A 17,959-nucleotide genomic window follows, 5' to 3' on the forward strand; every position below is an offset into this window, starting at 1 on the left:
CGAGGGGTGACAAGTGGGGGGCGTATGGAGGATCCGATCGAGGTCGCGGCACCGGACGACTCCGGATCGGTCACGATGCTGCGGTACGAGTACCAGGTGCATGTGGCGGTGCAGTCGGTGCTGGAGATGCTGGCCGACGGCTCGGTACGGCATGTGACGTGTGAGCACATCGAGGACGTCGTGGTCGCCCGTTCCGGGGAGCCCGGGCTCGACGGAGCACTGTTCTGGGATTTCCAGCAGGTCAAGACGCGCGAGAAGACCGATCCGTGGACTTTGACCGATGTGATCGCCAAGGGCGCGCTGAAGAGCCTGTGGCGCACTCACGATGCCGTCCGGGACAAGGGTTTGGCCTATAGGCTCACGATCGGCGTGGAGGGATATCTGGATCCTGCCGACGACCTCGTCGTCGCCCTGTCACGTGGCGAGGGCGCGAGCCGGGAACAGTGCCTCAAACGCGTAGCCAAGCACGTGAAGGCCGACTCGGGCCCGGCGACGGAGTACCTCAACCTGGTGCGCGTCAAGCAGCTCCCTCTGCGTGACATCATTGAGGCGCGCAGCATCGCCGTCCTGGGCGAGCTCGGCCCGAATCTCACGATGAGTGAAATCACGGCGCTCTACACGCAACTCCTCGATCGGACCCGGGAAGCCATGCAGGGCCGTCTCGGGCCGCGGTGGATGGAACAGCTCAATCTGGTCGATCCACCAGAGCGGCTGCGCCGTAAGCGCGTCGACGCAGCGAGTGTGGCCGACATCAGACAGCGACTGGTCCGCCCCGACCGCGTTTTGCTCGGTGATGTGTCACGGCAGCGGGGTAGCGCATGGCTGCCATACGGCCGGAGGGGAGGGAACGTGATGGACGACGTACGGGGGCTGTTGGCCGAGTACGGGCAGTGGAGAAGGGACGACACTGCTTCCGTTCGGGAACGGTCCGAACAGCTCGCTGACATGGTCATGGTGCTGTTGCGCCGGTCCCTGCCGTACGAGGCCGTCCAGCCGGTCGACCTCGACGGCGACCCGGGTGTCTCGTTCGACTTCGAAGGCCGCGACTACCTGGTCAGCTTCGCCCAGGACCCGGACGACGCGGGGCAGTCCCTGGGGCGGGCCGTCACGCGCACGGTGCGGGCGGCGGGGCTGACCGGACAGCGGGGCGATACTCGCTGGCCGTTGCTTTACTGGTCCGACGGACAAGAGCGAGCCGACGTGCAACTGGTCGACTCCGTAAAGGCGTTCGGTGTCGTTCTGGACCTGACTCACCTGGACGCGGCCCTGACGGGCTTGAGTCCGCTGGCCGAGCTGATCCGAGACGTCTTCCGGCAGCATCGGCCATACGTGCCGCTGGCCAGCCTGCTGACCACCGGTGGGCCCGCGGTGGATTCGTGGGGGATGACGCCGGCCGCAAGGCTGACGTCCCCGGTCCGCGTGGAGACGCAGACCTGGGAGGGCGCGGGGGTCGAGGTTCTGCTTCTCGGGCAGGCGCAGGATGCCCAGCCGTCGGGACTGGCCTGGTGGACTGGGACACGCTGCTGATCACCTGCCCCGACGGCCTACTGGCGATCGACTCCCGCGGGCAGGCCCGCTGGAAGATTGCCCTTCCCGGCTGCCACGGTGCACCGCTGGTGCGCGCCGATGGCGCCGTGCTGGTGATGTGCGGCTCCACCCTAGTGTGCTGGCAGCAGGGGCAGTTGAGCGCCGTCGCGGGAGGCTTCGAGCCGGGCTCGGTGCTGCTGCCCGGGCCGGACCGTGAGCCCTGGGTGCTCTCCGGGAGCGGCGTCACGTTCGGCGCTGGCAACGGGACCCTAGCGCTGACCCGCGCCGGTGAGCGAGCTGGTGACCAGCTGCGCTACCCGATCACCTTCGAGGCACCCGTGCGCTCGGCGATCTGGCTGGACCGGCGCCGGTTCTTCCTCGCTGGCTCAGGGTGCAGCGCCGTGGTCGATCTGGCCCGCACTACCGACGCCGGGCAGCGCGACCAGTGGATTCCCACCGCCGGTCACTACCCGGCCCACCTGCTGCTAGCCGGCGCGGACAGCGTGGTCAGCGCGTCGCCCGACAGCAGCGGCTGCAGCGTCGCCCTGCACCGGACCGACGTCATCAGCCGAAGGAGCGGGCCGCTAGCAGAGGCCCGGCTGGGCAAGGTCTTCGGCCTCGCCCAGGCACCCGACGACGGGCCGGCCTACCTGCTCGCCTCACTGCCCGACAACGATCCGACGCGCGCCCGCCCGGTCCTGATGCGGGTCACCGGCCACCGCCTGCTCGCTCCTCAGACCGCAGCCGCACCCGACCTGGCGGTTGCGGCCGCCCAGGGTTACGACGTGGTCAGCCAGTCGGCCCGTGGGGAGCGCCGCGACTACCGGCTTGAGTCGCGCCCTCTAGCACCACCCGGGGGCCAGGCTGAGGTCTTCCCCGCCGAGCACAAGACCTCGCAGACGGTCGTGGCGTTCAAGCGACGCCTGAGCAGAAACCCGAGGGCTGAGCGGCGCATGCGCCGCGAGGTGGAGATCGCCCAGCGTCTGGGCGCCAACCCGCACGTCATGCCAGTGCTCGATCACAGTCCCGCCTACGACTGGTTCGTCATGCCGAAGGCCCAGGCGACTGTTGAGGACAAACGGACCGAACTGCAGGACCCGACCCAGCTGCACGCCCTGGTGAACGCCGTCGCCGCCGGCCTCGCCGAGGCGCATCGGCACGACTGGATCCACCGGGACATCAAGCCCGCCAACATCCTCCTGCTGGACGGCCGCTGGATGGTGGCGGACTGGGGGATCGTGCGCCGACCCCGCGGGCAGACCAGCACCGCCGGCGTCCTGACCAAGACCTCTATCGGCACGGAGGGCTTCGCGGCCCCGGAGCTGTCCATCGACGGGCACGACGTGACGCCCGCCAGCGACATCTACAGCCTCGGACAGCTCATCGGCTGGATCTTCAACGGGACCTGGCCCCGGAGCAACGTGCCGCTGCTGCCCCCGCCCGGACCGTGGTACGGCGTCGTCCGCCAGGCCACCCAGCTCGACCCCGCACACCGGCCCCAGGACATCGCCGCCTTCCTCGACCTCGTCGCCCGCGAGACCGCCCCGCACACCGAGCTGCCCATCACCCGCGCCCACCGCCTGCTGGAAGACGCCAATGACCGCGACGACTCCACGGCGGCCGCCCAGCTGCTCGCCCTTGCCGCCGACCAGCCTGGCAGCTACGAGCTCTACCTGGACGCGGTCGCCAAGCTGAGCGTCCCCACCGCAGAGCGCGCGCTGCTCGCCAACACCCACCAGGCGGTCACTGTCGTACGGGCCCTGACTGGGCACGCCGCAGGCGACGACCGCGGCGACTGGCCTGAGTGGCCAGAGCGGGACAGTGCGGTGTGGTGGCTGCTCGACGTGGCCCGCCTTGCCGCGCGAGAGAACCAGTGGGACCTGCTCGACGCGGCTGTCCAAGGCATGTGCGACTGGGACGGCCGCTGGGACAGGTGGAAACCGCAGAACGACATCAAAAGCTGGCTGCGCACCCTGACCGGACAGGCCGCAACCGTCGTCGCCTCCGCGCTGCGCGCCCAACCGCACGGCGCCCGCCACCTGCACGAGCTCGCAGACGACCGCCACGTCGACATGGCCATCCGCAGCGCTATCCATGCTGCTTAGGCAGACACGAGGCCCTCGCCAGCAAGATCAATCTCAGCGTCAACCGCTGTACGGCTGCTACAAGTGGCCGGGCATAGGGCGTTACTCGGACTCCGGATGCATCTGGACCCATCGGCCGTCAACGGACTTCATCTCTACCCCGTAGTACGGCTGGGGCGCGATGGTGGGGCTGGTAGCACGTTTAGTTGAAGCCTTGGCCTTGGGGCGGGGTCTGGGCTGACCCTTCGCCTGGGGCTTCTTCTTCGCGTCGCGTTCCCGTAGCTCCTGAATCCGCCTGAGGAGTTCGGTGCGGCTCATCTGCTTCTGCTTCCGGGCCCGGCCAGGCGGAGCAGCAGAAGCGGCGGGCTCGCCGCCAGTGAGCAGGCGGCAGGCGCGGTGCGCCGCCCGCGCGCCCTTGATGATGACAAGCTTCTTCTTGGCCACCGGATTACCGCATACGGCACATTGCTTGGGCCTGGAAGCGTCAGACACGATCCCCCCGATCTCAATGCCATGCTGAGACGGAACGATAGTTGGTTCGGGATAATCCTGGCCGGACCCTTCCGCATTACTTCCGCCTGGGAGCGGGGTCCGGTCGTGCGCCGGCACGACAGCAGTGCCCTGGGACACAGGGGCGGCGGCCCTCCTGATTGGTCAGTGTGCGGACCTTGACCGGTGGTGCCACCACGCCTCCCGCACCGCGTCGGATGTGTCACAACATCCAACCGGTGCAGGCTCCCTCGAAGACCCTCGACGCCTGCCAGCGCCCCATCCACCTGGGCCTCGGCAACTCTGACCAGGCAGGCGGCCGTCATTTGGTCCTCAAACTGAACAGGACCTACCCCCAGCCAGGCCGGCTCCTCGGCAGCGGCACCCTCTACACCGCCGAGGCTTTCCACAACTGGATGGCCCACAGCATCCCCCTCACCCCATGGACCCCCGACAACGGCGAAGGCACCCCCAACGATGCCCGGGCAGCATGAACCGCCCCAAGCCACGCCCTGTCCGACCACGAACTCCGAGGTGACCCGCCACTACTTCGCGGAATGGACGGGGACCAAGAGCGTCGAGTCCGACGGTTGACGCCGACACGCGCAAGCGGCGGTGGCGGTAGGCCTCCCACGGCTGGCGCCTACGACCACGCGTACTCGGCCAGCGTCGTTCGGGCCGTCGGGGGCGACGGCTCATCGGCGCGCGGCCTACGGCCCTCCGGCCCTCACTTGACCTGCGAACTTTCTCGGCGAGCGGGGAGCTACCACGCCGGGCGGGGCCAGCAAAGCGTCCTCCAAGCGCGGGGTCCGTTCGACCTGGCCTGGGACTACGGTCGTGCCGGGCAGCTGACCGGTCGGACGCGGCAGGCGTCCGACGCCAGCAGGATCCCTTCGCCCCGCAGATGACCAGTAGCTCACTGTCTTCCGCATTGGGTGGCCAACTTCTGCTCCAGTTCACTGAGGCTGGGGTTGTTCCCGCCGCTGTCGCGGCGTTGCTCGACCTTCTTGCAGGCCAAGGCCTGGACAGCCAATTGATCGACCTTGGTCCTAGCCTGGTCGACGCTGTCTACCGTGACCGTGTCCTCGACCTGTTTGCGCTGATAAGCGGGGAGATACTTGAGCTCGATCTCTGGATGGTCTTTGTACGTGTCAGACGCCATCCGCTTATCGATCACGGGGCTGGTCTGGTCGAACAGGGTTCCTGATCGGGTGATCGCGCGAGGGCGGGCGCATGACAGCAGGGCCTCTTGGTAGTTCGGGGGTGCGAACCAAACCGATTACCAGGAGGCCCTGTTGCCGCAGTCTTTCGCGCTCGCGTGCGTGGAGTCCAACTCGCCCTCCCTGTCGTGTGACTGCCTCGCGCACAGGTTCGGCAACGCGGCGGACGGGCCGGAGCGGGTGCGGTGTTACACCTCCGACATGACGGAGGCGGAATGGCAGGTCACCCGGCCGTTGCTGCCCATTCCGGCATGGTTGGAGGGGCGGGGCGGGCGGCCGGAGGGCTACTGCCACCGCGTGATGCTGGACGCGGTCCGCTACGTGGTCGACAACGGCGTCAAGTGGGCCAACCTGCCCGCGGACTTCCCGCCGTACCGGCGCGTGCATGCGTTCGCCCGCCGCTGGCAGGTGACGGGTCTGCTCGCCGAGCTCCACGACCGGCTGCGCGACAAGGTCCGCCAGAAGGAGGGCCGCTTGCCGGACCCGACAGCCGCGATCGTGGACTCGCAGTCGGTGCGGGCAGCGGCGAACATCCCGCGCTCGACATCCGGCTGGGACGGCGGAAAGAAGGTGGGCGGACGCAAGCGGCACCTGGTGGTGGACTGCCTCGGCCTGGTCCTGGCCGTCGCGGTGAGCGCGGCGAGTGTCCAGGACCGCGACGCCGCCGTCGGGCTGCTGGAGCGGCTGCGACGGCAGTACTTCTCGATCCGCCTGGTGTGGGCGGACGGCGGCTATGCCGGCAAATTAGTCGACTGGGCCCGCGAGAAGCTCCGGCTGACCCTTCAATCGTCAGGCGCGCCGATGACGCGTCGGGGTTCGTGGTGCTGCCGCGCAGGTGGGTGGTGGAGAGAACGCTGAGCTGGCTGATGCGCTCGCGTCGCCTGGTGCGCGACTACGAGACGCTGCCCGCCATGCACGAGGCCACGGTGCTGTGGTCGATGACCATGCTGATGAGCAGCCGCCTGGCCGGACGCCGCCCAGCCGGCTTCAGGGCGGCCGGCACCGCGAGCGCGGTGAACACCCCCGGCCGCATCTGGATGGCCCACCCCCGCTCCACCAGGCGTTTCGCCTTCGAGCGCAGACCCTCGACCTTCGCCGGGACCGCCTCCAACCCCAGCGCGACGGCCAGCTGCTGGCAGCGGATGCCCTCCCGGCCCGCCTGCGACTCCAGCACCGACAGGATCCGCTGGTAGTCCGACGTGAGAACCGACGCCGCCATGCCCTCCGCCCGTCGCGGCACCACTGACCGCGCTACCCCGCTCCGCGCCGGCTTCGCGACTGCGTCAGACGGCTCGGCCAGCACCTCGGCCACCGTTGCTCGGGCGTCCACCAGTCGCTGAAGAGCGCGTTCCGCATCGTCGAGCGCGGCCTGTACCCGCTCGGCCTCCTCCCGCAAACGCGCGATCCCTTCCCGGACCCTCTTCTCCCGGGCCTCCAGCAAACCGAGCACCGACGGCACCAGCCACCTCCGTGAGCGAGACGAGCAGACGAACCACGCCCATCTCTCCCGCCTTCGACCGTAGTTCATGCCCACCCACCCCGAACTAAACGGTCACGTTCGGAAAGCGGATGGCGTCTCAGAGAAAGAGATCCCTGCCACCCTCTGGTTCAGGCCCTGATAGATGGCGACATGCTCCCCGCTCACGCCGACGAAGTACTGGCCACTGCCCCACTTCTGGCCGCCGATCAGCACCGCGATGATCACGAGGAGGACAATCCCGCTCACCATGGCGCGCCGCCGGATCCACCGATTGTGCGTGCCGTCGGCATTCGCAGCCCGTGACCTTCGCGGAACCTGACGCGGAGGGAAGACCGGAGGCTTTGCAGGTGGCGCGGCCCTGGAACGCCTGCCCATCCTCATCGGCGTCGCCCACGACCACTACCAAGACACCGGCCTCCTCACCATCCTGACCGCACTGAGTGGTGTGCATCGTGAAGTTGCTGGTCACGGGCGTGGTGTGAGGGGCGGGAGAGGTACTCGCGCTGGTCGTCGGCCGGTGCCCACGCCGAAGATCGTCCGACCTGTCGGCCGTAGCCGTTCTCGGGTTCTGCTGCGCTCGCCGTCCTGCTGCTCCTACGATCCGTGGCCGGGCCGGTACGCCGGGAGAGCGCGGGGAGGATGCGGGGATGCAGGAGTTGGAGCGGATCACGGCTCGCCGGAGTGAACTGGACGCGCTCACTGAGGAGTTGGCCAAGCAACTGCAGGAGGTCCAGGCCGAGCGGGAGGAACTGGTGATCGCCGAGCGGGTCCTGCACCGGCTGGCCGAGCAGGACCGGGCCGCGACGGAGGCTGCCGCGGCCGTCGCCCCGGCTCCCGCCCGGGTGGCGGGGCGGGCGGTGCTGCTGATCCCGCACCGCAGCGAGACTTCCGACGAGGCCGCCCTGCCCGGCGACTACCGCAAGATCCTGGCGATCGTCCGGGCTGCCGACGGCCCGGTGCAGGTCAGGGGCGTCGGCGAGGAGCTGGGCCTGGAAGTGACGGCGCGCGGCAAGCTGGAACCGCTGCGCGCGAAGTTGACCAAGCTCGCCGACCGTGGCTGGCTGCACAAACGACCCGACGGCAGGTTCACCGCACGCCTGTAGCCGCGCGAGATGGGCACGAAATCGGCGTAACCAGGCGGGCCCCCGGCGGCAGTTGAGTTTGGTGTGAAGAAAAACAACCACGCCGTCGAGGGCCCTGACGGCCTTGTCTACACCGCCCGCCTGCCGCTGTCGAGTGCCACCCTGAACTGGCTCGCCGATCTGATTCGCGGCCACATGAAGAGAATCGGCTCACGGTGGCGGGCCCTGCCCGCGGGAAGGATCACCGGCCTTGTGCTGGCGGTGCTGCGCTGTGACCAGCGGCCGGGCGACCTGGCCGACGGCAACGGGATACACCGCACCACCGTGGGACGGTGGGTCAGGGAAGTCGTGGGCCTGCTGGCCGCCCGCGCCCCGCGCCTGGACCGGGCCCTGAAGAAGATCGCCCGGAAGGGTGGCGGGGTGGTGCTGCTGGACGGCACGCTGATCCGCACCCGGCGGCGCACCGGCACGGAGAACCGGAAGAACTACTCTGGCAAGCACAAATGCCATGGCCTGCTCGTGATCGCGCTCACCGACGACCGGGGCCGGCTGGTATGGGTCTCCGCGGCCCTGCCCGGGCGGACCTCGGAGATCACCGCCTGCCGTCACGACAAGCTCACGCAGAAGTTGCGGGCGGCCGGGCTCGGCGCGATCGCCGACCTGGGATTCGTCGGGCTCGACGACAGTGATCCCGACGCCGACCCGGCGGTGATCACCGGCTACAAGGCCGCCCGGAACCGGCCTCTGACGCGAGGACAGAAGCTGTCCAACAAGGCATTGGCGACCGTCCGGGCACCGGTCGAGCACGGGTTCGCCCACCTGAAGAACTGGCGTGTCCTCGGCAAGGTACGCACCGACCCGACGTGGGCGACTGCGCTGGTGAGGGCTCTGCTGGTCCTGACGAACCGTGAAGTCGCCCGCTGGCCGACGATCTTGACCGAAGTCATACGCCCGCGACCAGCTTGAGCATCCTGAACCCGCGCACACCAGCCCCGTGACCTGCAATTTCACGATGCACATATCTCATTGGGCGCTCGGACCGTCGAGGGTGTCCCAGAAGCGCGGGCTGACGCGTAGTGCGCCAGGCTGGTCGTTCCAAGCGCAGGTGCTTGTTGATCACGCAGGCGAGCCGAGGTGGGCGGTGGCGCGCCATTCACGGGGTGACGCGCCGTAGGCGGCGCGGAAGGCGCGGCTGAAGTGGGAGGGGCTGGTGAAGCCGAAGCGGTGTGCGATGGCCATCACCGCTGGAACATTTCGGCCCGGGCGGCCGAGCTCGCGTCGGCAGGCCTCCAGCCGGCGGTGCTGGATCCAGCGGCCGGCGGTGGTGCCCTCGTCCTGGAAGAGCCGGTGCACGTGGCGTACGGAGATGTGGTGCGCGGCGGCCATGGTCTGCGGGGACAGGCCGGGGTCGGCGAGGTGGCGGTCGACGAAAGCCTTGACGCGCAGCCGCAGCGCGGTGCGTGCGGCGTCGGTGCCGGTGCCGGTGCCGGTGCCGGTGCCGGTGCTGATGTCGGCGACGTCGCGGTCCAGTCGCTCGGCGATGAGGGTGGCCAGCAGGTCCGCGGCGTTGCGGGCGAGTAGGTCACCGATGTGCGGCGGACGGCTTCGCGCCTGGGTGGCGAGCTGGGAGAGGAACGGGATGATCAGCGACGCGGTTTCGGTATCGGCGTCGATGGGCACCGCGGTGATGCGCCGCAGGTCGGCCTCGCGAACGCCCAGCATCCACCGCGGTATCTGGATGACGTGCATGCGGAAGGCGGCGGGGTAGGTGACCGTGTAGGGGCGGGTGGTGTCGAAGATGGTGAGGGTTCCAGGCCGCAGTATGGCCTGGCTGTCGTTCTGGTCGATCACCAGGTGACCGCGGTCCTGTAGGCACACGTTGAGGTATTCGTCCTCCGTCCCGGCGACCCCCCGTGTGGTCTGGCGGACCTGCAAGGGGTCGGAGTCCGTCGTGGCCACACGTACGGAGCCGAGCCGGCCGGCCGTAAGCGTGCCCCTGTAAGGCGCGTCGGTGGGCGTGGAGACGTCCAGCTGGACAGACGCCAGCTGGTCGTACGTCTGACTGATCGCCTCATGCCAGTAGGCCAGCCGCTCCCTGGCGGGCACCGATGCGGTGGACAGCACGATGCTCATGATGGTCCCCCTTTGCCGTGGTCATTCCCCGTCGTGATGACGGGCCTGGAGGCGATTCGGTTCAGTCGATGAGTCGCTCCGGGGCAAGTTCTCGGGCACGGACAGGCCACTCGGCCCTCGGCGTTGCCCGTAGCTTCGTCCCGCAGGGCTGATCTACGTCGCAGAGAAAGAGCGGAATGGAAAACTTGGACCCCAACAGGCAGTTAAAGGTGCGTCGGCGCAGCGTGCTGCGCGGTGCGGCGGCCGCAGCGGCCGGCATCACCGCGGGCGCGGGCGGGATACTCGCCGGCGCGGGGCCGGCGCAGGCCGCGGGCCCAGGCGGGATGCCGACGTACCGGTATCTGCGGGACGCGATCGTCCTGCCGGCCGTACCGGCTCACAACCCCACCAAGGAGTTCATCTTCCCCTGCATCCGCGGGGTGTCCGACAAGATCAGCGGTGCCCGGGCGAGGTACTACCTGTACTACGCGCCGCACGAGAACCCGGGCGGCATCTGCGTGGCATTCGCCGACTCCCTTGAGGGGCCGTTCACCGAGTACGAGGGCAATCCGCTCATCGACAGGCACCTGCCGGGCACCACGGTCAGCCACGTCTCGTCCCCTCACATCACCTGGGACGCGGCCACCCGGCAGTTCTTCTGCTACTTCCACGGCGAGAACACCGTGACGCGCGTGGCACGGTCGGCGGACGGCCTCCACTTCACCGACGAAACGCCGATCCTGAGCACCCGTCTGGTACCCGGCACCTCAGAGACCTCCTACGCCCGCGTCTTCGAGCACACCCTGCCGGGACGCGGCAACAGGTACGTCATGGTCTTCATGGGCGTACGGGGCGGGCGGCGGATCTTCTACGGTTGGTCGCCCAACGGCTGGGACGGCTGGCAGTTCAGCTCGGCCCCGCTGGTCAACCCCGAGCCCGACGGCGTCACCGACATCGCCGGGCCCACCCTGGTCAAACGCAACGGCACCACCTACGTCGCCTACAACGGCAACGACGGCCGGATGCGCATCACCGAGGTCGGCAACGCCTTCGACAAGGAAAACCACCTCGGCGTCTTCCACACCCCCATCGCTTCCGACAACGGACGTGTGGCGGCACCGTCGTTCGGCACCGACAACGGCATCGATTACATGTTCTACGAAGCCGGCTCACGGCTCAAGGCGCGTATCTGTATCGCACGCGCCGTTCCCTCCGCGTGAGCGGCGCTTCTCGGAAACCCGCATCTCCATCTCACCGAACCACCCCAACCAACCGACTGACCGCGCCATTCGGCGCTCAGTATCTCCTGCACCACTCCACCTGGAAGGTTTTCGATATGCTGTCTTTCCCACGTCTCGGCGGCCGGAACAAGCGCACCATATTCGGTGCGTCGACCGCGGCGGCGATCCTGCTGAGTCTGGCTGTCCCCACGGCGAGTTCGGCATCCGTTGGAACCCAGGAAACAACGTCGGCCACGGCCGCGGTGTCGGCTCAGGCGACTTTGCCAGAAGGCTCGATTTTCCACATCCTGAACTATGCCAATAAGAAGTGTCTGTTCATGTGGGACGGGGTCAAGGCCGCTGAATGCAAGTTCGGCAACCCTAGCGAGGTCTGGATACAGGGAGCGGGGAACAGCATTCGCAACTTCGGTTACGAACATTCGGGGCCTCGTTTTCCCAATCACCAGTGCCTGCTCGCCGGCCCAACCGGAACGCGAGTTCAAGTTGTCCAATGCAGTGGCGACAATTGGCAGAAGTGGACGCGCTATTCGGAGGGCTACGTGAAGAACTGGCAGACCAAGGACTGCCTGACCCTGGTGGGCGATTCGGACAGGCCCATCACCGCACCGTGTCAGCACGGTAACCAGCACCAGATGTGGGCTTTCAAATAGTTTGCCGAGCGTGCCCGACGGCTCCGGGACGAAACCCGGAGCCGTCGGGTACCCGCCCGCCCACCACTGCCGCCCAGCCCGGCCTGGCGGCTGAGCGTGATCGTGGTCTCGCCGTGGCCTCCGGAGACGCCGCCGCCGGCACGCTGCACCGCCGCGATGATCTGCGCCTGCGTCCTGCACGGGCAGCTTTCGACACCGCGCCCGTCGGCTTCGCCGCGCTGCTCGGCGCCGCCGCGTGCTGGACCTCGCGTGCCGCGAGACGGCAGCTCGGAGGTGGCTGAGTGCCTTCCGGCAGCCTCATGAGCCGAGTCTGTTGGCACACGGGATCTGATGAGTGCCGTACGTACGTCGACGGGTTGAAGAATCGTCTGGTCCGGCGCCCAGGCGCGAGGGCCTTCCCACCGCGTGCCGCACGCCTCCCATGGGGGAATGACTCATCCGGCCGCGTCCCCTGGCGGGGCGGGAATCTGTCTGGGGGCTGCACCTTGTTGGTGCTGAGCGTGGAGTTTGGCTATGGCTCGCAGCTGTCGCCGCTCGTACGCGGTAGCCGGCCGTACGTTGACCCAACGCGACCGCCACGAAAAACCGGTCGGGCGGGTGAGGCAGATCAACGGCCCCTGGAAATCAGCGACCATCGCGGGCAGGTCGTAAAACCGGTCGTAGACCACGCTGCCGACCTTCAGCCCGTGCGGGTTCATATTCACGCCCACCTCACACCACCCAGCGAGTGCGGGAATTCGCCTCGGCCACAACGGGTCTGAGCGCGTCGGACAGCGGCACCGGCACCAGATACTCCGGCTCCACTTCCCACTCCTTGCCGCCGTTGAGCGGACGGAGTTGATAACGCGGTCCATCGTGGCCCATCACCCGGCCTACGCGTCCCGTACTGGAATCCCTGGCCGTCTCACCCACAGCGGGCACATAACCGGGCACCTCTGTCAGGTCGTCACGCGCTTTCTCGGCCGCTCTCAGGTTGTCGGCCTTGTTCTGTCGGTCAGTCGGCATGGGGGGGCCTCTCGCAGGTACACATCCAACTTCACTGTGTGTACTGCAAGGGTTGCTCTCAGTCCGTACGATCTCCATAGGGATTTGTCCCAAGTCCCAGGTCGAGACAAAGGAGTTGGACACATGGGCCGACCGTCGAAAGAGCTGACACCTGATCGATCCGCCCGACATTTGTTCGGGGCGAAACTCCGGGACCATCGCGAGGGCCGAGCCTGGTCGCTCGAAGTACTGTCGGACAAGGTGAAGATCAGCAAGAGTCATCTGTCCCGCGTTGAGATATGTGCATCTTCGGCGTGGGCACCGGCCGACGACCAGCGCGAGTACCTCTCCCGCCCCTCACACCACGCCCGTGACCAGCAACTTCACGATGCACACCACTCACTGGGGAACCAGCCCGACCTGCCCCCAGCCACCCGGGCCGACGCCAGCTTCGAACTCGCTCTCGCCACCCTCCACCAAGCCCTCACCGCCACCAACCCCACCACCATCGAACAGCACCTGCGCACCGCCCTGATGCGCCTCACGACACTGGACCGCGAACATGAGAACCGGCTGGACGCCTGCGCCTACGCCGCCGCCATCGACGCCGTCCTCGCCTTCACCGACTCCACCCATCACCCAGGCTCCATCGATGTCCGAGGGCGCGTGAACGCCGCCGCCGACCGGCTCGAGGCCTGGAGGAGGGGGCTTTCACGGTGGGGGAGCTGCTCGCCCTGGCCGCCGAAGCCGCTGGCGACAGCACCACATGGTCGCGGTCCAGATGCCGGTCAGTCTGGTGATGATGACGCCGATCGCGCAGGCACTGGACGGCCCGGGCAGGCCCTCTCCCGGCCGCCGCCGGGGCTGGGCTGCGGGTGATGGCCGCCGCGCCGCTGCACGGCGGGGAGCTCTTGGGCATGGTGATGGCCTCCTTCGTGCCCCACCGCGACATCCGCGAGTTGCGCGATCTGACCCGTCGCCGCACCGATCTGGCCCGGGCGGCGGGCTGGGAGTCCCAGCGGCTTGAGAAGGAACTCGAGGACAGAGCAACTGGTCGAAGTCGTTCACGGACGCAGCTCGGGAAAGAACAATTCCATGGCGTCGCCGGTTGTGATCAAGGAGGAGCCCTCGCGCCGTAGGGCTGACACACGCAATTGCTGCCCAGGCAGCAGCACGAGCAGCATGAGCGGCGACCTGACGTCGGTACTGAATCGCCCGCCCCGCGCTGTGGGGGCCGGCGACAGATCCTCGATCTCGATGAGATCCGCCGTGCCGCCGACCAGGACTGTCAAGACGCGTGCGGGTTCGTACCCCTCCACTGCGCTGCTACGGCCCGTGTAGATCAGGAATTCGGACTCGGACACCACGGCAACGGGGACGCCGGCCAGGACATCCTTGATGGCTGCAGGCACCTCAATGTCGAACCCCAAGATGGCGCCACCAAGGTGTTCACAGTCCAGCCAATCTTCGTTCCTGTTCCGTACGGAGTAGTACAGCTCCTCGGACACAAGCCCGTCACCGCGCCGGTGGATGAGAAGAGCAAATCCGAGACTGCCATCAATCCAGACATCGGCGGCGACAGGTCCATCAGCAAGGCAGGCAGGCAAAGTATGCCGGGCTACGGGATCGGGCCGAGCCTGGCCTGCCTGCAAGGCATCCAGCGCGATATCCGCCATGGCTCGTCTCATTGCGCTACTTGATCCTTTCTCGTTCTTCAATATGGCTTCCATACGTACGTGTTGTCTGCGGGTTTCCGCGGGCGGAGAGACAGGCCCCGAAAGCAGCTGCGCCCGCTCCAGACTGGGCGACGTCTGTAGATCGCGTTCACGACCGCTTGGTCCGGGATCTGCATATCTGACATGCGACGGCCCCGGTACCTCGTTCGGGGGAACCGGGGCCGTCGTGTGGGGGACCGCGCTGTCCCCGTGGGGGAACGGGGGCGGTGCGGCGAGGTCGTGTGGTGCGGGGTTCAGCGGCCGGGATCGCCGAGGATGGCCAGGGGTAGTACCACAGCGACCGAACCGATGATCATCACAAGACAGAAGAGGCGTTGCCTCATCGTGAGCGGCCTCGATTGTGGGGGAGGGGGTAGCAATCAGTTGCCGTGCCGCATAACGCGGCGATGATGTCGGACGCGGTGATCATGGCCCGTCACCTCCGGGCAGTTCCCATGAAGGCCCGTCGGGCGCGTTGTACCAGACCGTTTGCCGACTGGGCGTGATGGTCACGTGGAAGTCATCGCGGGGCGGCACGTTCTCGAAGATGGCAAGGTCTTCCACGACATCCCACGGGCGCCGTGGCCCGATCTGGCGGACAGCCCCGGAGACGTGGGCGGTTGCTGTTGAGCCGTCCTCAGTCCACAGGCCAACGGCCGTGAGTTCGCCGTCATCGTCCCGCCACGAGCACGAGCTGTGGCCGGGCAAGGCGATCGACAGGGGGAAGCGCAGGCGATCTAGGATGTCGGTTGGCGCCACCTTGGTATCCGCGGGTTCCACGCTACGCACCGCGTCGAACGCAGGGGCAGCGCCTTGCGTCCGACGCGGCATGAAGTGCGCGGGTGTCGGCAGGAACCTGCCCGTGGCGTGGCCGGGGGCGGTGACGGTGGCACGTAGTACGCCGTACCCGATGGGGGCGACGATGATCGCGCCGGGCGCGGCCTGGTCGAGGAATGGGGCCGGCACGGCACGCAGTGCGGCGGTGGCGATGATCCGGGTGTAGGGGGAGCGCTGCGGCCAGCCGCGGGCGCCGTCGCCGGTCGTCACGAAGGGGCGGTACCCGGCTTTTTCCAGCCGGAAGGCCGCAGCTTCCACGAGGCTCGGGTCGACATCGAGACTTGTCACGTTGTCGTCGCCGAGCCGGTGCGAGAGCAGAGCCGTGTTGTAGCCTGTGCCCGTCCCGAGTTCGAACACCGTGTCGCCTTGGCGAGCGTCGAGGGCGTCGAGCATTTCCAGCATGAGGGCGGGTTCGCTTGATGAACTGGTGGGGATGCCGTGTTCGTCAAGCTGGGTGGTCAGTGCCTGGTTCGAGTAGATCGTTTCCATGTAGCCGGGGTCACCCAAGGTGACACTCCGCCACGACCTGTTGTCAGACTGGGCGTAGTAGCGGGGGACGAAAACGTGCCGGGGGACGGCCGCGAACGCGTCTACCCAACCTCTGTCGAACTGTGGGTCGAGTTCCGCGGCGAACGTTTGCCGCAGCGCGGCCGACACTCCGGTGTCCGGCCAAGTCATTCGGTGTCTCCTTGCAGGTAGTCGGCATGGGCAGCGGCGATCGGCAGGCCGGTTCGGTTCTCCACCCATGCCCATGTGCCGGCGGGGTTGTTCTCGAAGAACACCCACTCGTCATCAGGAGTCACGGCGAAGTCGAACGACCCGAACACGATCCCGTAGTAAGCCAGGAAGCGCCGTACGCCGTAGATGATGTGGTCGGGAACGGACGTGGTGCCGTACTCGATGTGTTTGTAGTCCGTGCGCCAGTCGGTACGCGCGCGTTCCGACGTGGTGTGCAGGGTGCCGCCGAACACCTGATCGCCCACGGCTACGAGGCGTACCTCGTAAGCCTTGTCGATGGCTTCCTGGAAGTAGTGGGCGGTGGTGCGGATGCTGTCGTCGAACTCCTTGGCATTGACGTAGTGCGTGGCCACCATCAGGGAGCGACCTTCTTCGACAGGGAGGCGCCCGCCGAGGATGGGCTTGCAGATGATCGGGGCGTCGATCTGCTTTGCGAATGCTTGGGCGGCGTCGGGGTCGTTCGTGATGAGGCTGCGCGGCACCCCCAGTCCGCAGCGCGTTGCGGCGGTGAGCTGCTGGGGCTTGTGGGCGGCGATCCGGTCGTGATGAGGGTTGTTGATCCATCGGACGCCCGGGAGGGCTGCTAACAGGTTGAGTAGGGCGGCGTCAGCCTGGTTCTGGGCCCACGTCGCGTATGGCTCGGGGACGGTGTCGGCGATGGCGGAGCGTCCGGGCCGCCTCCAGTAGACGGCCCGGACGTCCTCAAGCCGCGCCGTCCGGTGCCCGTCGTCCAGTACCCCGGTCCATCCCAGCTCGGTCGGCCCGTGGCCGGCTGTGAGCGTGAGTTGTTGGGGGAACGTGGCGGCGTCGAACCGTATGACGGGAATGTCGCGCTGGTTCAGCTGATCGACGACCATGTCGGCAGCCGCATCGAGCTGTTCAGCGACGACGAGCACAGGGCGGGCGGCGCTTGTCATGACACGGGCGCGTAGTACGGGTCAGTGACGTCGTCGCCCTGGCCGTCGAGGTTGGTGTCGGTGGTCGAGGCGGCCATGTCCCCCGTGTGCCAGGGGGTGCCGTCCGCGTTCTCGTTCAGCTGCCGGCGACTGTTCCACGTCACCCCGGCGATCGAGGTGGTGACCAGGCAGGGCGGTGCCGCGGCACGCGCGGCGAACGGAATCGTGGCTGTCGTCATGTTCCCTCCAAGGGAATGCGATGGGTGGTGCAGGGCTCCCGCCGCGCGCTCGCTCTTCCTGTGCGTTCGCCGTTCGGCGGACGCGGCAGAGCGCGCGACGGGGGTCTATGGGGTGGCGCTGCTGTAGAGAGCGGCGCCGAAGGCGGTCACGATCAGGGCGACGAGAACGGTCGTGATGACGATTTCGCCGATCTGTGACAGGCGGCGTCGGCGTGGCGCGGTCACGGCACCTGGTACCGGCGGTGCAGGTCGAGCAGCGCGTGAGTGGCGTTGGCGAGGTTGCGTGTGTACATCCATGCCGTGTAGTTGGTCGTGGTCGGCGTGGGTCTGTGGGCAAGGTCGACCAGTTTGTACATGGCGCGGAACGCTGCGATCACGCCCGGGTTGTTCTGCTTGCCTGCCGGGTAGTCTCGCGTAGCAAGCGTTGAGCGTGCTCGGTCAGTTCTTGCGTGTGCTGGTCGACTTCGCTGCGAGGGGGCACGTCGAGCCGGATCGCGTTGACTTTGTTGACCGCCTCTTGAACGGCGTCGACGTTGATGGGCGGTTCGGCGTTGGCGGTGTGCGCCTCTGTGGCCGTGCCGACTGCCTTCTTTTCGGTCGTGGTCACCATCAGCCCCCTTTCAGGCCGAGAACGTTCGGGGTTCTGTGAAGAGGTAACCGTGCGG

The 17,959-nt window shown here is 67.7% G+C and carries 21 protein-coding genes and 2 pseudogenes; 11 read left to right on the forward strand and 12 right to left on the reverse strand.

From position 1 onward, the window contains the following. The first annotated feature begins 24 nt into the window (after positions 1-24). Positions 25-1,527, forward strand: coding sequence for a dsDNA nuclease domain-containing protein (locus ACFYWY_RS25725; protein WP_389190378.1), 1,503 nt, complete (start codon positions 25-27; stop codon positions 1,525-1,527). Beyond that, entirely contained in the window at positions 1,506-3,632 is a 2,127-nt protein-coding gene (locus ACFYWY_RS25730) for a serine/threonine-protein kinase (RefSeq protein ID WP_389190379.1), read from the forward strand. The genes ACFYWY_RS25725 and ACFYWY_RS25730 overlap by 22 nt, the downstream gene beginning before the upstream one ends. An 81-nt stretch (positions 3,633-3,713) precedes the next feature. Here the strand turns inward: ACFYWY_RS25730 and ACFYWY_RS25735 are convergent, their stop codons facing one another. Continuing rightward, complete coding sequence (locus tag ACFYWY_RS25735; RefSeq protein WP_389190380.1) at positions 3,714-4,055, reverse strand: hypothetical protein; 342 nt, start codon at positions 4,053-4,055, stop codon at positions 3,714-3,716. 284 nt (positions 4,056-4,339) lie between these two features. Between ACFYWY_RS25735 and ACFYWY_RS25740 the strand changes: the two genes are divergently transcribed. Beyond that, positions 4,340-4,594, forward strand: a complete 255-nt coding sequence (locus ACFYWY_RS25740; protein WP_389190381.1) for a hypothetical protein — start codon at positions 4,340-4,342, stop codon at positions 4,592-4,594. A gap of 422 nt (positions 4,595-5,016) precedes the next feature. Here the strand turns inward: ACFYWY_RS25740 and ACFYWY_RS25745 are convergent. Then, positions 5,017-5,256 (reverse strand): annotated as a pseudogene (locus tag ACFYWY_RS25745) (protein phosphatase); the annotation flags it as partial. 139 nt (positions 5,257-5,395) lie between these two features. On the opposite strand from ACFYWY_RS25745, the gene ACFYWY_RS25750 reads away from it, so the two are divergent. Then, positions 5,396-6,178 (forward strand): IS5 family transposase, encoded by a 783-nt coding sequence (locus ACFYWY_RS25750; protein WP_389190382.1) that lies wholly within the window; start codon positions 5,396-5,398, stop codon positions 6,176-6,178. 34 nt (positions 6,179-6,212) lie between these two features. Here the strand turns inward: ACFYWY_RS25750 and ACFYWY_RS25755 are convergent, their stop codons facing one another. Next, entirely contained in the window at positions 6,213-6,779 is a 567-nt protein-coding gene (locus ACFYWY_RS25755) for a hypothetical protein (RefSeq protein WP_389190383.1), read from the reverse strand. 93 nt (positions 6,780-6,872) lie between these two features. Then, entirely contained in the window at positions 6,873-7,025 is a 153-nt protein-coding gene (locus tag ACFYWY_RS25760; protein WP_389190384.1) for a hypothetical protein, read from the reverse strand. A 422-nt stretch (positions 7,026-7,447) separates the two neighbouring features. On the opposite strand from ACFYWY_RS25760, the gene ACFYWY_RS25765 reads away from it, so the two are divergent. Together ACFYWY_RS25765 and ACFYWY_RS25770 are read left to right on the forward strand one after the other, a co-directional pair. Then, positions 7,448-7,903 (forward strand): hypothetical protein, encoded by a 456-nt coding sequence (locus ACFYWY_RS25765; RefSeq protein WP_389190385.1) that lies wholly within the window; start codon positions 7,448-7,450, stop codon positions 7,901-7,903. Between the two features lie 63 nt (positions 7,904-7,966). Continuing rightward, positions 7,967-8,848: a transposase family protein gene (locus ACFYWY_RS25770; protein WP_389190386.1), complete on the forward strand. Its 882-nt coding sequence runs from the start codon at positions 7,967-7,969 to the stop codon at positions 8,846-8,848. Between the two features lie 150 nt (positions 8,849-8,998). On the opposite strand, the gene ACFYWY_RS25775 is transcribed toward ACFYWY_RS25770, so the two are convergent. Further along, on the reverse strand, positions 8,999-10,015 hold the full coding sequence (locus tag ACFYWY_RS25775; protein ID WP_389190387.1) for a helix-turn-helix domain-containing protein: 1,017 nt from the start codon (positions 10,013-10,015) through the stop codon (positions 8,999-9,001). Positions 10,016-10,191: 176 nt separating this feature from the next. On the opposite strand from ACFYWY_RS25775, the gene ACFYWY_RS25780 reads away from it, so the two are divergent. The 3 genes from ACFYWY_RS25780 (at position 10,192) to ACFYWY_RS25790 (ending at position 12,166) form a co-directional block, all read left to right on the forward strand. Further along, positions 10,192-11,214, forward strand: a complete 1,023-nt coding sequence (locus ACFYWY_RS25780; protein ID WP_389190388.1) for a hypothetical protein — start codon at positions 10,192-10,194, stop codon at positions 11,212-11,214. 116 nt (positions 11,215-11,330) lie between these two features. Beyond that, positions 11,331-11,885, forward strand: coding sequence for a ricin-type beta-trefoil lectin domain protein (locus ACFYWY_RS25785; RefSeq protein WP_389190389.1), 555 nt, complete (start codon positions 11,331-11,333; stop codon positions 11,883-11,885). A gap of 113 nt (positions 11,886-11,998) precedes the next feature. Then, the gene (locus ACFYWY_RS25790; protein WP_389190390.1) at positions 11,999-12,166 is read left to right on the forward strand and encodes a hypothetical protein; all 168 of its coding nucleotides are present in this window, start codon (positions 11,999-12,001) and stop codon (positions 12,164-12,166) included. A 430-nt stretch (positions 12,167-12,596) separates the two neighbouring features. On the opposite strand, the gene ACFYWY_RS25795 is transcribed toward ACFYWY_RS25790, so the two are convergent. Further along, on the reverse strand, positions 12,597-12,890 hold the full coding sequence (locus ACFYWY_RS25795) for a hypothetical protein (protein WP_389190391.1): 294 nt from the start codon (positions 12,888-12,890) through the stop codon (positions 12,597-12,599). A gap of 240 nt (positions 12,891-13,130) precedes the next feature. Here ACFYWY_RS25795 and ACFYWY_RS25800 point away from each other — a divergent pair, with 240 nt between their 5' ends. Beyond that, on the forward strand, positions 13,131-13,748 hold the full coding sequence (locus tag ACFYWY_RS25800) for a hypothetical protein (RefSeq protein WP_389190392.1): 618 nt from the start codon (positions 13,131-13,133) through the stop codon (positions 13,746-13,748). Positions 13,749-13,783: 35 nt separating this feature from the next. Next, positions 13,784-13,912 (forward strand): annotated as a pseudogene (locus tag ACFYWY_RS25805) (IS110 family transposase); the annotation flags it as partial. Between the two features lie 21 nt (positions 13,913-13,933). Here the strand turns inward: ACFYWY_RS25805 and ACFYWY_RS25810 are convergent. The 6 genes from ACFYWY_RS25810 to ACFYWY_RS25835 form a co-directional block, all read right to left on the reverse strand. Further along, positions 13,934-14,545, reverse strand: a complete 612-nt coding sequence (locus tag ACFYWY_RS25810; RefSeq protein ID WP_389190393.1) for a hypothetical protein — start codon at positions 14,543-14,545, stop codon at positions 13,934-13,936. A 465-nt stretch (positions 14,546-15,010) separates the two neighbouring features. Continuing rightward, complete coding sequence (locus tag ACFYWY_RS25815) at positions 15,011-16,099, reverse strand: methyltransferase domain-containing protein (protein WP_389190394.1); 1,089 nt, start codon at positions 16,097-16,099, stop codon at positions 15,011-15,013. Continuing rightward, the gene (gene tgmB, locus ACFYWY_RS25820) at positions 16,096-17,076 is read right to left on the reverse strand and encodes an ATP-grasp ribosomal peptide maturase (RefSeq protein ID WP_389190395.1); all 981 of its coding nucleotides are present in this window, start codon (positions 17,074-17,076) and stop codon (positions 16,096-16,098) included. Before tgmB ends, ACFYWY_RS25815 begins: the two co-directional genes overlap by 4 nt. After that, the gene (locus ACFYWY_RS25825) at positions 17,073-17,294 is read right to left on the reverse strand and encodes a hypothetical protein (RefSeq protein WP_389190396.1); all 222 of its coding nucleotides are present in this window, start codon (positions 17,292-17,294) and stop codon (positions 17,073-17,075) included. Before ACFYWY_RS25825 ends, tgmB begins: the two co-directional genes overlap by 4 nt. A 221-nt stretch (positions 17,295-17,515) precedes the next feature. Then, a complete protein-coding gene (locus tag ACFYWY_RS25830; RefSeq protein ID WP_389190397.1) occupies positions 17,516-17,671 on the reverse strand; it encodes a hypothetical protein in 156 nt (51 codons plus the stop codon). Continuing rightward, entirely contained in the window at positions 17,668-17,904 is a 237-nt protein-coding gene (locus tag ACFYWY_RS25835) for a hypothetical protein (RefSeq protein ID WP_389190398.1), read from the reverse strand. The genes ACFYWY_RS25830 and ACFYWY_RS25835 overlap by 4 nt, the downstream gene beginning before the upstream one ends. Positions 17,905-17,959: the final 55 nt, after the last annotated feature.

It is taken from the genome of Streptomyces sp. NPDC002870, from assembly GCF_042888505.1.
Lineage (GTDB): Bacteria > Actinomycetota > Actinomycetes > Streptomycetales > Streptomycetaceae > Streptomyces.